We start from the raw sequence: 15075 nt of genomic DNA on the forward strand, positions 1-15075 counted from the left end.
TTCAATTTTTATATATGCGCGTTCCTCAGTAGCTCAGCGGTAGAGCATTCGGCTGTTAACCGAAGGGTCGTAGGTTCAAACCCTACCTGGGGAGCCATATAAAGCCATGTGAAAACATGGCTTTTTTTAATGCGTTTATGTGGGGTTTAGGGAGACGTATATTATGTACAGGGAAATAAATAATGTTACTATGGCATAGATAGTAATTGCCAAAAATTAGTGATATACTTTATATATAATTCTTTTTGGAGAAAGTAACATGCATGTTTATGAAGCTGAAGAAACTATTAATCAATATATCTATGCGCTTGGTATTGGTACAAATGGTGGAATTGTAAGGCCAATTTCTTTATTAAAAAGCTCAAGTAAGCAGTTAGTCTTAAGTGCTTATAAAATTTATATGGCATATATGATAAAGCATCCTATATTAGAAAAAGAACAATTTAAAGAATTAATGAAATGCTTGCTTTTTATAAATCAATTTGTACCAGATAGAGAAGCAAAAAGAATTAATAAAATCCATCAAAAACGGCTTGCAAAAAAGAGAGTTTCATCTTTAGATAAAAAGTTCTACGATGACTTTATCGAGTTGTATGCAACAAATCAAGTTGACTCTTTTAAATTACATGATGAAGTTGGGGACTATATAAATAGACTTAATCCATTAGACCATAATTCCCCTTATTATTGTGTAACAGCATATAAATTAGCTAACGTAAAGTATAAACCCGAATATGAAGTTGATTTCTCATCAAAACTTTTTAAATAATTGAGGTAATATTCTATGAATGAGATGAAAGATATTTCAGAAGCCGCTAAAGCTTTATCTGCCCCTGTTGTAAAGTTGATCGAAGTTTGCGCTGTCGGCATTGGTAAAATTTATGAACCTATTCACACTTCAAGAATGGCAAGAGCTAATGCAGAAGCATATAAAATATTATCCGAAGCAATTTCGGAAAATCCGATTATCCCTGTTACGTATAAAGAGGAAAAGTTAGCTTTAGATGCTTCAGACACTGATTCAATATTCTCACGAATGAAAGATCGTGTTCAGTTTCAAGAAATTAAAAAACAAATTAATATCGAAAATGTTATATCGGAAGCATATTTGAAAATTAAAGAGGAGGAACAGGTATCAAATGATAAGGTCGATGAAGATTGGATAACAAGATTTTTTAATTATGCAGGTGAAGTAAGTAATAACGAAATGCAAATAATCTGGGGTTCTATTTTATCTGGCGAAATCAAACAGCCAGGATCTTTTTCTCTTAGAACTTTAGAAATTTTACGTAGCATATCACAAAAAGAAGCAAAAATATTTCATAAGGTCTCAGCTTATGCAATTAAAAATTTATCACAAAAATATCATTATATTTACAAAGACGATGATTTATTAAGTAAGTTTGGAATCAATTTTTTAGACATTGTTGCTTTAGCAGATATAGGACTTTTAAGCCGAGATTTAGTGTTGTCTTTAGACTGCAAAAACAAGCCAACTATGTTTGCTAAATATAATAATTGGTTTATATTTTTAGAAAGTAACATAGATAAGACAGTTAGTTTTTCTATATGCAAATATACAACCGTTGGAGAGGAATTGTTAACAATAAACAATCCGCATATAAAGAGTATTAACTATTTTAAAGAAATAGCATTAGACTTAAATAAACAAAATGTAAAATTATCATTTGCAGAGATTTATTCTGACATAAATCCAAAAGGGAAAAAATTTTATAGAGAACCTTTAAAATATTTATAAGTTACATGTATGCATTAGGGTTAAGACCAATATTTAATAACGTTATTTTAATACCTAAAGAGGTTTTATATGAGAATAAACCAGATGATAGATAAAATTAAAGAAGCAAACGTTGAAAATAAGTTGGTTGTCTTTATCGGCGCGGGAGTATCCAGTAATTCCGGGTATAAGCCCTGGCAGGAATTAATCCGTGAGATGGATAAAAAGATAAAGTATAGCGAGGACCCGTCTGACAAGCGATACAGCAACGATGAGCTTTTAAGGATACCCCAATATTTTTGCCAGTCAGACCCTGAGGCTTATAAAGAAACTATTGAAGATAATTACAGTTTCCTTCCGGAAAAGACGAACAAGATAATAGATAAAATTCTTGAACTAAAACCACACCATATTATAACTACTAATTTTGATACCCTTATAGAGTTTTCAATAAGGGAAACGGGTAGGAAGATAATAGAAAGCAGGACGCAAAATCACTATGCTTTTATAAGAAAAGACCAGGACCTTATATCTGTCAGCCAAAACAACCTTTTGATAAAGATGCACGGAGACATAAACGAGTTTGACAGTATAGTGTTAAAAGAAGACGATTATTTAAATTACTCTAGTTCTCATATATTAATAGAGACTTTTATAAAGGCCCTTTTAATAGACCATACTTTTTTGTTTGTAGGTTACGGAGTCAACGATTATAACTTAAAACTTATCATGAATTGGGTTGATAACGTAGTTTTAAATTATAAAATGGATAAAGACATAAGACGTCCGCATTTCTTTATTAATCCGGACATAAAACCTCTTTCCAAATTTGACAAGAAGTATTTTGAAACTAAAAATATTTATGTAATAGATGCAGCATCTCTGCCGGCTGCAGTTAAAAACTTAAAGGCAGAGGAGATGTCAAGCGAGCTTGGGAAGAACGTCCTCCGCACTGTTAGATATATAATACGCGGCAACCCAACATCTAATATGGTTAGCTACGTATGCAAAAAGCTTGAGTTTTTCTCTAATTTAGACAGGATTATATTTGAGGATATATTAGACGTGCTGGATGGCGATTCTTTATCTTATAAACTAATAGATGGGGTGCTTTATTGCAGCCGTGATACTGTTAAGTATTCAGAGGCGATGGCTGTCGTTATAAATGTATGTGAGAAGGGGCTAGGCGATAGTGAAGCTGACTTTATAAAAGAGATTCTTATAAAGGCCGGAGTTATAAAGATAGTAATAGCGGGTACATCTAAAAGCACTGAGATAATACTTGAAGATAAAAAGGGAAAAGACGAGACTTTATTTAATGCAATAGTTGAAAGAGATTTTGAAACTATACATGAAAAAATAAAATCAGGAACTGTTGATAAACTGTATCTTGCATATTTGAAGATGTTTGTTGGAGATCCTGGCAGTAAAAAAACACTTATGGAAATCGAAAGCAGTATAGCTGAAGAAAACTATGCCAAGCAGGTGATTTTTGCCCACAATGCCAGCCAATTTATAATCAACATAGCACTTCCCAAAAAGATAGTCGATGTTTTATCATCTGATGAGAAAAGATACATAACGCCGCTTTGCGATTTGGCTTTTGAGTTTACACAGCTTTATGCCGCCTGGGCCATATCTTCTATGGAAATAATGCAGAAATACAGTGCCTTTAATGAAGAGGATATGCAATGGTTCGATGTAAAGGACGACAGTTTTAGTATTTTAAGAAGCAGGATAATAGACACAGTTAAATATTTTATAAGTAACGGGGTTTACACATTCGGGTGCTTAACCGGTGATTTTAATATATCACGTTATTTACATTTGCTCGGGGCTTATATAGATACTATGTTATTTTTTGAGTCTCCGCATTGCCAGAGGGAAAAATGCGATGCCTTCAGGCTTAACAAGGAAGATATGCTCATAATCACAAGTTATATAGAACCGGATGTATTTAAGTTTATGCTTAAAAAAAATAACGTTGAGAAATTAGATTTAAGTAAGGAATGCATAGATTATTTACTTTTAGTTTTAAAGAATGTGATTAAAGAGAGGGCAAGGCGTATTATAAAGGGAGAAGAAGATAACCCTTATCTAGTCAGAGTTACTAAAGCGGCTAATGTGCTTTTAAATCTGTGCGATTTAGGCGAACAGGAGCAGGACGTGATAGAAGATATCGCGGAAAAAATGCCAGATGTTATCTTAAATAAGAATGCTTAAAAAGTTATTAAAGCAGGCATAAAGTGCCTGCTTTTTTATTGTTCAGGAGTTAAGTGAAATCTTGTACGCAGGATTTCTTTTGCTTCCTCTTCGGTTACAGAAATTCGAGTACGCAAAGAGCCTTTTACTTCTGTAAAAGTGTTTCCTATAAGTGAAATGTATCCATCTGGCCTTCTCAGTGCAACAGTTCGCATAGGGAAAGCCGATTCTCCTGTGCATCTAACCAAGTTGGGGCCGTAAAAATCTACCGGTAAATAATTTAGAGGAGTAACAGACAGCAAAGACAGAGTAGTTACTTTATTTTTCACCTCCGGGCGGTAAAGCTCTGCAGTATCAACTTTGGTTTTACCTGATGTCCTGCGGTTTAGCGTATACCAGTAATCAGATTCTTTATTAAACCAGAACGTTTCTCCTTTAACTGTCTGCTCGATACCTTCTTTAAATATCAAGCTGCCGGCTGGCATTGGCCCGCCAAACCCTACGTCGCAGAACAATAGTTCATTATCTAGCTTAATAATGCTGGCACGGTGTGTCGCCGGCATTGGGACAGGGTCGTCTGTCATGAGCATACGGCAGGGACAGGAATATGCATTGAAGCCAAGGGACTGTAAAAGGAGGACGAATAAACCGTTTAACTCAAAACAGTAGCCGCCGCGTTTTCTTATTATAATTTTATTAAACATGTCTTTTGTTAAGAGTGAAACCGGTCGGCGGTAATCTGTTACGTCTAGTGTTTCAAAAGGGATTGAACATTGGTGGGCAAAAACAAGTGCGTCTAGATATTCGCGTGAAGGTTCTTGCTTCTTTATATTAATGCGTTTTAAGTATGCGTCTACGTCGGGTATTGGTTCGTAAAATCCGGTCCAGTCCATTGATTATTGCCTCCTAAGATTTTGCCAATTTCAAAACAAAGTAAGTTTAACACATAAAGAACATCATGTATATACATATAAATATTAAATAAAGATTGAAGTTGGCCGTTGTTTAAATATCTTAATATTTAAATTAATTTAAACATTCAATTTATCGCTAAAATTCTAAGAATTGATAGAGAAAAGCTTATTTTTGTGTTATTGTATATTTATCTATAATGTGCTAAACTTTAAATGCTTTATTTATATAATCTTTATAAATAAATTATTTGAGCTTATAACTTTAACTTATTAAATTCATAAATTTAAATAAATATGGGAATTTTATCTGATATATTACTTTTCAAAAAAATAAGATGGAGGATAAAAAATGCTGTACTCAAAAACTAACGATGTACTAGGAACCGTAAATCGCGGTGATGCTGCGGAATCGGGGCTATGTACCCTTTGCCGTGCGGATTGCATGGGCAAATGTGAGACCTTTCTTTCTAGTATGCTAGGAAGAAAAATGCTATATCCAAGGGACTTTGGTACCGTAACTGCGGGAAGTTCCAACATCAACCCATTAGGCACATCTTATGATTCGCTTAGAATTAACGGCTATAATTATGGGGCGCAAGGGATAACAAATAACCTTACCAATTCTGCTGACGATTGTATTTTTCCAAACGTATCGATAGAAACGGAATTTGGAGGGGAGATCAAGACAAAATCAAGGGTACCGTTAATGACGGGCGCGCTTGGCTCGACGTTTATTGCCGCTAAGTATTGGGAATCTTTTGCCATTGGCGCGGCGCTTAATGGTTTTCCTATAGTTATTGGAGAAAATGTTGTCGGAATAGATAAAGCAGCTATTATCGAAAATGGCAAGATAGTAAAAGCCCCGGAACTGGATAGGCGCATAGGCGTATTTTTAAAATATTACGACGGTTATGGTGCTATTATAGTGCAGATGAACGTGGAAGATACGAATAACGGCGTTGCAGAGTATGTTATCGACAAATATGGCGATAAGGTGATTATAGAGCTAAAGTGGGGGCAAGGAGCCAAAGACATAGGCGGAGAGATCCAGGTAAAAGATTTAGACTATGCTATTTTCCTTAAGAACAGGGGATATGTGGTAGACCCAGATCCGACAAAGCCGGAGGTTCAGCAGGCATTTAAGAGCGGAGCTATTAAATCCTTTGCAAGACACAGCCGATTAGGTTATACTGATATGTCTTCTGTTAATCAGGTAAGGGAAAGCTTTATGGCCTCGGTTGAACGGCTTCGCAAACTAGGGTTTAAGAGGATATCTCTAAAGACCGGGAGTTACGGAATGGAAGCTTTGGCTATGGCAATTAAGTATGCATCAGATGCTAAACTGGACCTGCTTACAATAGACGGGTCTGGCGGCGGAACGGGAATGAGCCCTTGGAACATGATGGAGTCTTGGGGTGTTCCGTCTTTGCTTTTGCATTCAAAAGCATATGAATATGCAAGTATACTTGCTAATAAAGGTGAAAAGGTAGTTGATATGGCTTTTGCAGGCGGCCTTGCACGGGAAGATCATATCTTTAAGGCGCTGGCGTTAGGCGCTCCTTTTGTAAAAATGATCTGCATGGGCAGAGCAATGATGATCCCGGGGTTCCTTGGTTCTAATATTGAAGGCGTTTTAAAACCTGAGAGGAGAGAAGCTATAAATGGAAACTGGAATAAGCTTCCAACGTCTGTTACAGCTATTGGGGCATCGGCGGATGAGATTTTTGCAGGATATCATGATGTACTTAAAAAAGTAGGTAGTGATGAAATGAAGAACATTCCATACGGTGCAATAGCAATTACTACATTAGTAGATAAACTAGGATGCGGATTGCAGCAGCTTATGGCAGGAGCAAGAAAATTTAAGCTAAGCGAGATAGCAAGAAGCGATATTTTCTCAGGAAACAGAGAGACCGAGAAAGAAACGGGAATACCGTTTATTACAGACGTAAAGGATGAAAATGCTAAGAAGATTCTTGAATAATATTTTTCAGGAAATAAAAAGAGCATTGAGAAATTTCTCAATGCTCTTTTTATAATTAATGAGGTTTGCTATTACCTGAATCATGGCACCCGGTACACATTCCTCCGCATGAGCTGCACGAGCTGCAAGGGCTCTTTTTTTTGTCTTTTCTTACTTTAAGTATAGCCAGTATAAATAATGTAAGAAGGCCTAAGCTTAATAATATAGTTGCAATATTATTTATTATAAAATCTAACATTGTAAACCTTCCTTAATTAATTTTCCGCCGATAACTTTCCCTGGCCTAAACAGCAGATATGATATCAGCGCAAATAAGATTACAGATACTAAAGACCAAATTCCAAAGTTTGCGCCGGTTATGAGCATACCTATCTGATATACTACAAGCGATATTGCATAAGCAAATATAGTCTGATAGCCAACTGCAAATATCGTCCATTTAAAGTTACCCATTTCACGCCTGATAGCACCGATAGCAGCAAAACATGGAGCGCATAGTAAGTTAAATACCAGGAACGAAAATGCTGCCAAAGGTGTAAATGCTGCCTGCAAGCTAGACCATATCTCAGCCCCGTTATCTGCAACAACTTCTATTCCGTATAAAACACCGAAAGTTCCAACTACGTTTTCCTTAGCTACTAAACCTGTAATGGTTGCGACCGAAGGTTCCCAGGTACCCCAGCCAAGAGGGGCGAAAACAGGAGCGATAAAACTGCCTAAGACCGCAAGCATAGATTCAGACGTATCGACCATTTCCATCTGCCAGCTAAAGCTTGATAAAAACCAGATTATTCCGCAGGCAATAAATATGATCGTTCCGGCTTTTTTGATAAAGGATTTTCCTCTGTCCCACATATGTATTAAAACAGTCTTGGTGCCCGGTATGTGATATGCCGGAAGCTCCATAACAAAAGGTGCCGCTTCGCCTGCAAAGGCTTTGGTTTTCTTTAATATTATGCCGGATACTATAATGGCCCCGATCCCTATGAAGTAAGCACTGGGTGCCACCCACCATGCACCGCCGAACAAGGCGCCGGCTATTAAAGCTATAATCGGCAGCTTAGCAGAACAAGGTATAAATGTTGTAGTGATTATAGTCATTTTACGGTCCCGTTCGTTTTCTATAGTACGTGCAGCCATGATACCAGGGACGCCGCAGCCTGTTCCGATTAGTATAGGTATAAAAGATTTTCCGGAAAGGCCGAACTTTCTAAATACCCTATCCATGATGAAAGCTATCCGCGCCATGTAGCCGCAGTCTTCTAGTATGGCTAAAAGCAGGAATAAAATGAGCATCTGTGGCAAGAACCCAAGAACTGCGCCAACGCCGCCTATGATGCCGTCAAGGATTAGAGAGGAGAGCCAATTTGCAGTATTTATAGAGGTAAGAAATCCCTCAACGGCAGGCGGGATTATTTCGCCGAAAAGCACATCGTTAGTCCAGTCTGTTAGCCATGCGCCTACGGTCGATACCGAGATATAGTAAACCAAAAACATTACGGCTGCAAAAATAGGTAACGCAAGCCAGCGGTTGGTAATGACTTTATCGATTTTATCCGATGTTGTTAACATCTTAGTATCTTTTTTCTTAACGAAATTTTTAAGTATCTTTTTTATGTAAGCGTATCGTTCATTTGTTATGATACTTTCGCCGTCATCATCTAAAGCAGCCTCGCATTTATTTATAATGCCGCTGATTGTATTTTTGGTTGTTTCGCTTAATTTTAATTTCGACGTAGCGTTTTTGTCGCCTTCAAAGAGCTTAACAGAATACCAACGCACCATATCTTCATCTACGTCGCCTTTGATTAAAGAAGATATTTCAAGCAGCGCTTTTTCTACATCGCTTGAAAAACAGTCTTCCAAAACGCTGATATTTTTACTGCCGGAAAGTTCTATTGCTTTTTTGGCAACTTCTTTTGAACCATATCCTTTAAGGGCGGATGTCTTTATAATATCGCATGAGAGCTCCTCAGATAGTTTTTCAATGTCTATTTTGTCACCTGATTTATCTACTACGTCCATCATGTTAAGCGCGATAACAAGCGGTATCCCAAGTTCTTTTAGCTGCGTAGTTAAGTATAAATTACGTTCTATATTAGTAGCATCGACGATATTTATAATAGCGTCTGGTTTTTCATCCATTAAATAGTTACGTGCGATAACTTCTTCTAAAGTATAGGGCGAAAGCGAATAAATTCCGGGCAGATCCATGATCATGACCCCGGGGCAGCCCTTTAATTTTCCTTCTTTTTTTTCAACTGTAACGCCCGGCCAATTCCCGACATATTGAGAACTGCCGGTCAATGCGTTGAACATTGTAGTCTTGCCGCAATTCGGATTGCCGACAAGTGCAATTTTTATTGACATGATTTTTCCTCCTAAACTATACTGGTTAGCTTTTGCTAACCAAATCCCCCTAAAAAATACAGAGATAACAACCTCTGCAACTACATTACTTCTATCATTTCTGCATCGGCTTTGCGCAAACTTAATTCATATCCGCGGATATTGATTTCAATAGGGTCCCCTAAAGGCGCCACCTTGCGCACAAATACTTTGCATCCTTTGGTTATTCCCATATCCATTATCCTGCGTTTAACAGCACCAGTTCCGTTTAATTTAACAATAGTGACGGTTGAACCGCATTTTGTTTCTTTTAATGTCTGCATTTTATTTTAAACTCCTTTCAAAATTTATACTATTATTCTATTTGCCATTTCACGGCTTATAGCAATCCTTGAATTTTTTATATTTACTATAATGTTACCGCATAATTCGGTTACGACAAAGACTTCTTCGCCTACAACAAAACCAAGAGTCTCAAGGAAGCGCTTTGTGTTGCTTTTTCCGCTTATTTTCTTTATGGAGTTTATCTCTCCGATTTTAGCCATGCTTAAAGGCATATTCTTTTAATCCTTTCTATTTGATTTAAGCAATCGGGTTAGCTCTGGCTAACTTAACTGCCAAATAATTTGGTTAGCAATCACTAACCAATTAGATTATAGCAGTTAATGATTTTATTGTCAATAATTAATAAAAAATTTTAACAAAATTATAGTAAAATCTATATTAAAGTGTTATTACTTAAAAGAACAATTTTTAGTTTTAAACGTCTTATATTAAGAATAAAGATACCAGGAGGCAAAAAACTTGAAAAAGTTTATCCCATTTTTTTTAATAGTGATTTTAATCCTTTGTTTTACAGGGTGTGAAAATCAAGAAGCAGGCAGTAATGCAGCGCAAACCAGTATTGTAAAATCAGAAAGCGAAATCAAAGAGATAGCATATGATTATTTAAGCGATGCTGAAAAGGATACAGTTTTAAATTATGAAAGTGCAGAAGTTAAAGGATATAAATGCAGCGAAGACCATGTTATCGGTGGCCTTAATGGGCAGGTGAATATAAATGATAAAGACACATATATGGTTACGTTTAATACTACTGATGATGCTTTACTAGGGCCTATAACCGTTTATATCGATAAAAATTCTTACGGTGTCTTAGGCATAGATTACAGAGATTAAAAAAGCCTGAAAGGCTTTTTTAATTTGCTTATTTTGTTTAAAATTAATAATTAAAAAAAGTATATTTTTGATATATAATAATAGATAAGATTTTTAATAAATGAACGAAAGGCAACAAATGAAGCAGCTTACTAATCTGTTTTTAACTTTTGTCAAGATAGGCTTGGTGTCTTTTGGCGGAGGCTACTCCAACCTTCCTATTTTACAATATGAGATAGTTGAGAAGAAGAACTGGGTCACAAATGAAGAATTAATTGACTATTATGCGATAGGGCAGTGTGCCCCGGGTATTATTTTCATTAATGTGGCTGTTTTTGTCGGAAGGAAAATTAAAGGGGTATTAGGCGGTATAACTGCAGCTTTGGGCGTTGTTTTTCCATCTTTGTTAGTGATAACGATAGTCGCAACTTTTATAAGTAATTTTTCCGATCTGCCTATAGTAAAAAGTGCATTTGTGGGTATAAGGGCATGCGTATGTGCGCTTATAGCAAATGCTGTCATAAAACTATGGAAAAATTCTGTTTTAGATATTTTTACAGCAGTAATCTTTTTTGGTGTTTTCATATCAGTGGCATTTATGGATGTATCTCCTGTCATCGTAGTTATTTTAGCAGCGGTTACCGGTATCGCCGTAAAAAGTAGAGGAGGTAAGAAAGTATGATTTACCTCCAGTTATTTTATGAATTTTTCAAAGTGGGGCTGTTTGCATTTGGGGGCGGACTTGCAACCATTCCGTTTTTATATGACATAGCAGACAGGACAGGCTGGTTCACGTACCAGCAGCTTGCAGACATGGTTGCAGTTTCAGAATCTACTCCAGGCCCCATCGGCATCAATATGGCGACATATGTCGGGTTTACTTCAAAGGGAATATTAGGAGCGGTGGTAGCAACATTTGGTTTGGTAGCTCCGTCTGTAATTTTAATACTTATAGTGGCAAAGTTTTTAAAATCGTATAATGAGAACAAAATAGTTCGGTCTGTCTTTTATGGTATACGCCCAGCTTCAACGGGGCTGATAGCCGCAGCGGGTTATACTATTGTAACTATGTCTTTAATTAATATAGACTTATTTAGCAGTACAGGCCTTTTGCTTGATTTATTAAACTTAAAAGCTATTCTGCTTGCAATAGCTGTATTAATTGTTTTGATTAAATTTAAAAAAATAAATCCGATATTTTTAATACTTCTTTCAGCTGTGATAGGAATGGTATTTAGTTTTTAAAAAAAAGCAACGCACTTTGTTATGCGTTGTCTTTTAAATGTGCAGTTTTTTGTTTCAGATCCTCAAGTGAATTAAATTTGACCCCGCTTTCAATAACGCTTCTTTTAACGATTCCCGGAAGGGCAGTGAAATAATCGCGCATTTCAGATGTCCACCCCCAAAAATCATCTATAAAGCTGCTGTTTTCCATAAAATCACCTCTTAAATTAGTATCTCAAATGATAAAATTTTTATCCTTAAATATTCTTTGCAAATAAATTAAACTATATGTTATAATATAAAAAAATAATGAAACTTTTTAGGTTCCTCAAACGGATTAATAGGGAAGTTTGTGAAAATCAAACACAGCCCCCGCTGCCGTAACGGGATATGCAAAGTGCCGATTTAGGTATCAGCCACTGGCTTAATTGTTGGGAAGGCGCACTCTTGTTTTAGGCCCGGAGTCGGAAGACCTGCCTTAGAAGATTTGTTCGTCTTTCGGAGGGAAAGATTGTCTTTTTTGTTTTAAAAAATTTTGTCCTTGCGACGAGGCGGCATTTATTTTTATTTTGATTTAAGGAGAAGAAATAAAATGAAAAAGATGAAAAGAATCTTAAGTTTGCTTGTCGCAATGGTGCTTGTAGCCGCTATTTTTGCAGGGTGCTCATCCTCGTCTACTCAAACAAGCGATGAAAATCTATTAAGCTGTACTATAACTATAGATGCAACTACAGCTAGTGAAGCAGGATATGAAGGAGCCGGTGACGGCGTTATGCTGGCGGAGACAACAGTTAATTTTAGCGAAGGCGAAACGGCATATGACGTTTTAAGCGACGTGGCACAGCAAAACGACTTTCCGGTTGTAAAGGCAGATGCTTCTGGTTTTGTCTATATAACTGGCATAAATTCACTTTCAGAAGGTGATATAGGTTCTTACTCAGGCTGGATGTACAGCGTCAACGGAGAATATGTTCAGGTAAGCTGTTCTGAATATGAAGTTCAAGAGGGAGACGCTTTGGTATTTATATATACTTGTGACGGAGGTACAGATATAGGGGCATGGTAAAAATACGCCATATATTTAATATATACCACCCTTTAGTAATATTTATATACATTGCTGCAGCGCTTATCTTTACAATGCTTACGTTAAATCCATGTCTTGTATTGATATCGCTTGTCTGCGGCAGTATCTATTCGATATACTTAAATGGCTCAAGGCATTTTATATCGACATTAAAAATTGCATTTCCTATGTTTTTGATAATCGCACTGTTTAACCCCCTATTAAATCATAGGGGGCTAACGGTGCTTTTTTATCTGTTTGACAATCCGATTACAAAAGAATCTATTATTTACGGAGTATGCCAGGCGGGCGTTATCAGCTCTGTTTTTATATGGTTCTCGTGTTATAACGCTATTATGTTAAACGATAAGTTTTTATATTTATTTAAAAAAATTTCTCCGACTATTTCACTTATGACTTCTATGACAATGCGGCTTATCCCGCTTATTAAATATAAGGCAACTAGGATATTCAGTTTCTCAAAAGCAGTTGAAGGAGGAAAAAGAAACAGCGCAAAAGGCGCAGTTAAAAAGACGACGGTACTTATGTACGATATAATGGAACAAAGTATAATAACTGCCGATTCTATGCGATGCCGCGGTTTTGGAGTAAAAAAGCGTACTTCTTATTCGGATTTTCGCTTTAGGACCCACGATTATATAGCAGTCGTAGTTTTGGCCTTTTTAATTTTAGCAAATGCCTTTTTATTTATAAAATTAGATGAAGGTTTTGCTTTTTATCCGAAGTTAATTAATATAAGCAAGCCTATATTATACTACCTGCCGTACATCATACTATTAGTTTTTCCGCTTTTGCTAGAGATAAAGGAGAGTATTTTATGGAAGATTTAAAGATAGACAACCTGTCGTTTTATTATCCCGATGGCACAAAGGCTGTAAGCAGCTTAAATGCAAAGCTGAGTGGCGGGTCGTTTACTTTGATATGCGGAAAATCCGGTAGCGGTAAGACGACGCTTTTAAGGAACTTAAAAAAAGAGATAGCTCCTACAGGAAAAAGAACAGGTGAAGTTTTTATTGGGGGAAAAAGCTTAGATAGCATATCTTTTAAGGAGTCAGCTGAAAAGATAGGGTTTGTAAGGCAAAACCCAGAGGAGCAAATAGTTACGGACAGTGTTAAAAACGAACTCGCATTTGGACTTGAAAATTTGGGGTTTAAAAGCGAAATCATACGCAGGCGCGTTTCGGAAGTATCTAGTTTTTTTGGTATAGATTCCTGGTTTGAAAAAGACACTTTTTCACTTTCAGACGGGCAGAAACAAATATTGAATTTAGCTTCTGCAGTTGTTATGCAGCCGGAAATATTAGTATTAGATGAGCCGACGGCATACTTAGACCCTATTGCATCCAAAGAGTTTTTACAGGTACTAAAACGTATAAATTTAGAACTTGGGATGACTGTTATATTATCCGAACACGATTTAGAGGATGTGCTTTTGATGGCAGACAACGTCTTATTTATGGAAGAAGGCGGGCAAAGGTTTTTTGGAAGTGCAAGGGGATTTATAAGCTATATTTTAAATGAGAAAGACGATTTTTATGCCGCACTCCCGGCAGCCTCTAAGATAGCCCATATACTTAATTCAGATGAATTCCCTATAAGCGTATGCGAAGGTAGGGGTATGCTTGCCAGGCATGCGATGGCAGACAAAAATGTAATAAAAGATATACCCAGAATTAAGCAAGAAAAAAAACAGCCTCTAATAAGCGCAAAAAACGTTTGGTTCAGGTATGACAGAGATTTAAATTTTGCGCTTAAAGGATTGAACATAGATATATATGAAAATGAGATATTATCTGTAGTAGGTGGTATGGGCAGCGGCAAGACAACGGCACTTAACTTGCTCTGCCAGGTATTTAAACAGCAGCGGGGAAGCGTAAAGAAGAGGAAGGATTTAAAAGTGGCCCTTTTAACAAGCAACTTAAAATCGTTTTTTATGTGTGATACTTTAAAAGAGGATTTATTTAAAGCTGCCGGCGATGAAGATAAGACGAAATCTTTAGTTAAGCGGTTTTGCTTGACGCACCTTTTAGGAAAAAATCCATATGACTTAAGCGACGGAGAACTTATGCGTGCAGCGATCGTTAAGATTTTGCTGCATGAAGTAGACGTGTTGATGCTGGACGAACCGACAAAGGGAATAGATGCATTTTCAAAGATAAATTTAAGAGACATCTTAAAAGAATTCTGCAAAAAGGGAAAAGCAGTAGTTATAGTCACTCACGATCTAGAATTTGCAGCTGAATGCGCAGATAGGTGCGCAATGATGTTTTTAGGGGAGATAATCTGCTCAAGTGAGACAAAAGAATTCTTTGCAGGCAATAATTTTTATACAACACAGGTCAACCGCATAACCAGAGGCATACTTGATAACTGTGTTACTATTAAGGATTTTTTAGAATATGTATAAGCTGCTTAAAAT

15 protein-coding genes, 1 tRNA gene and 1 riboswitch are annotated in these 15075 nt (G+C 36.6%); of the genes, 11 read left to right on the forward strand and 5 right to left on the reverse strand.

Going from position 1 to position 15075, the window contains the following annotated elements:
- Positions 1 to 22 precede the first annotated feature (22 nt).
- From R2876_04325 to R2876_04340, 4 genes are all read left to right on the forward strand, one after another.
- Positions 23 to 97 (forward strand) — tRNA-Asn (locus R2876_04325).
- 162 nt (positions 98 to 259) lie between these two features.
- On the forward strand, positions 260 to 769 hold the full coding sequence (locus tag R2876_04330; GenBank protein MEZ4357840.1) for a hypothetical protein: 510 nt from the start codon (positions 260 to 262) through the stop codon (positions 767 to 769).
- Positions 770 to 784: 15 nt separating this feature from the next.
- Positions 785 to 1759, forward strand: coding sequence for a DUF2806 domain-containing protein (locus R2876_04335; GenBank protein ID MEZ4357841.1), 975 nt, complete (start codon positions 785 to 787; stop codon positions 1757 to 1759).
- Positions 1760 to 1828: 69 nt separating this feature from the next.
- On the forward strand, positions 1829 to 3961 hold the full coding sequence (locus R2876_04340; protein ID MEZ4357842.1) for an SIR2 family protein: 2133 nt from the start codon (positions 1829 to 1831) through the stop codon (positions 3959 to 3961).
- A 35-nt stretch (positions 3962 to 3996) separates the two neighbouring features.
- Here the strand turns inward: R2876_04340 and R2876_04345 are convergent, their stop codons facing one another.
- Positions 3997 to 4833: an arylamine N-acetyltransferase gene (locus R2876_04345; GenBank protein MEZ4357843.1), complete on the reverse strand. Its 837-nt coding sequence runs from the start codon at positions 4831 to 4833 to the stop codon at positions 3997 to 3999.
- A 370-nt stretch (positions 4834 to 5203) separates the two neighbouring features.
- Between R2876_04345 and R2876_04350 the strand changes: the two genes are divergently transcribed.
- Positions 5204 to 6838, forward strand: coding sequence for a glutamate synthase-related protein (locus R2876_04350; protein ID MEZ4357844.1), 1635 nt, complete (start codon positions 5204 to 5206; stop codon positions 6836 to 6838).
- Positions 6839 to 7069: 231 nt separating this feature from the next.
- Here the strand turns inward: R2876_04350 and feoB are convergent, their stop codons facing one another.
- The 3 genes from feoB to R2876_04365 all read right to left on the reverse strand — a co-directional run bounded on the left by feoB (position 7070) and on the right by R2876_04365 (position 9744).
- Positions 7070 to 9208: a ferrous iron transport protein B gene (gene feoB, locus R2876_04355; GenBank protein MEZ4357845.1), complete on the reverse strand. Its 2139-nt coding sequence runs from the start codon at positions 9206 to 9208 to the stop codon at positions 7070 to 7072.
- 80 nt (positions 9209 to 9288) lie between these two features.
- On the reverse strand, positions 9289 to 9510 hold the full coding sequence (locus R2876_04360; GenBank protein MEZ4357846.1) for a ferrous iron transport protein A: 222 nt from the start codon (positions 9508 to 9510) through the stop codon (positions 9289 to 9291).
- A 24-nt stretch (positions 9511 to 9534) separates the two neighbouring features.
- Entirely contained in the window at positions 9535 to 9744 is a 210-nt protein-coding gene (locus tag R2876_04365; GenBank protein ID MEZ4357847.1) for a FeoA domain-containing protein, read from the reverse strand.
- Between the two features lie 247 nt (positions 9745 to 9991).
- Here R2876_04365 and R2876_04370 point away from each other — a divergent pair, with 247 nt between their 5' ends.
- From R2876_04370 to R2876_04380, 3 genes are all read left to right on the forward strand, one after another.
- On the forward strand, positions 9992 to 10366 hold the full coding sequence (locus tag R2876_04370) for a hypothetical protein (protein MEZ4357848.1): 375 nt from the start codon (positions 9992 to 9994) through the stop codon (positions 10364 to 10366).
- Between the two features lie 118 nt (positions 10367 to 10484).
- The gene (locus tag R2876_04375) at positions 10485 to 11027 is read left to right on the forward strand and encodes a chromate transporter (GenBank protein ID MEZ4357849.1); all 543 of its coding nucleotides are present in this window, start codon (positions 10485 to 10487) and stop codon (positions 11025 to 11027) included.
- Positions 11024 to 11590, forward strand: a complete 567-nt coding sequence (locus R2876_04380) for a chromate transporter (protein ID MEZ4357850.1) — start codon at positions 11024 to 11026, stop codon at positions 11588 to 11590. Before R2876_04375 ends, R2876_04380 begins: the two co-directional genes overlap by 4 nt.
- A 19-nt stretch (positions 11591 to 11609) precedes the next feature.
- Here the strand turns inward: R2876_04380 and R2876_04385 are convergent, their stop codons facing one another.
- On the reverse strand, positions 11610 to 11780 hold the full coding sequence (locus R2876_04385) for a hypothetical protein (GenBank protein MEZ4357851.1): 171 nt from the start codon (positions 11778 to 11780) through the stop codon (positions 11610 to 11612).
- 93 nt (positions 11781 to 11873) lie between these two features.
- A riboswitch (cobalamin riboswitch) is annotated at positions 11874 to 12065 on the forward strand.
- Positions 12066 to 12161: 96 nt separating this feature from the next.
- On the opposite strand from R2876_04385, the gene R2876_04390 reads away from it, so the two are divergent.
- The 3 genes from R2876_04390 to R2876_04400 are packed head-to-tail and all read left to right on the forward strand — an operon-like array spanning position 12162 to position 15063.
- Entirely contained in the window at positions 12162 to 12635 is a 474-nt protein-coding gene (locus R2876_04390) for a DUF4430 domain-containing protein (GenBank protein MEZ4357852.1), read from the forward strand.
- Entirely contained in the window at positions 12629 to 13486 is an 858-nt protein-coding gene (locus R2876_04395; protein ID MEZ4357853.1) for an energy-coupling factor transporter transmembrane component T, read from the forward strand. Before R2876_04390 ends, R2876_04395 begins: the two co-directional genes overlap by 7 nt.
- The gene (locus R2876_04400; protein MEZ4357854.1) at positions 13474 to 15063 is read left to right on the forward strand and encodes an ATP-binding cassette domain-containing protein; all 1590 of its coding nucleotides are present in this window, start codon (positions 13474 to 13476) and stop codon (positions 15061 to 15063) included. Before R2876_04395 ends, R2876_04400 begins: the two co-directional genes overlap by 13 nt.
- Positions 15064 to 15075 lie beyond the last annotated feature (12 nt).

It is taken from the genome of Eubacteriales bacterium, from assembly GCA_041390245.1.
GTDB lineage: Bacteria > Bacillota > Clostridia > Christensenellales > JAWKQI01 > JAWKQI01.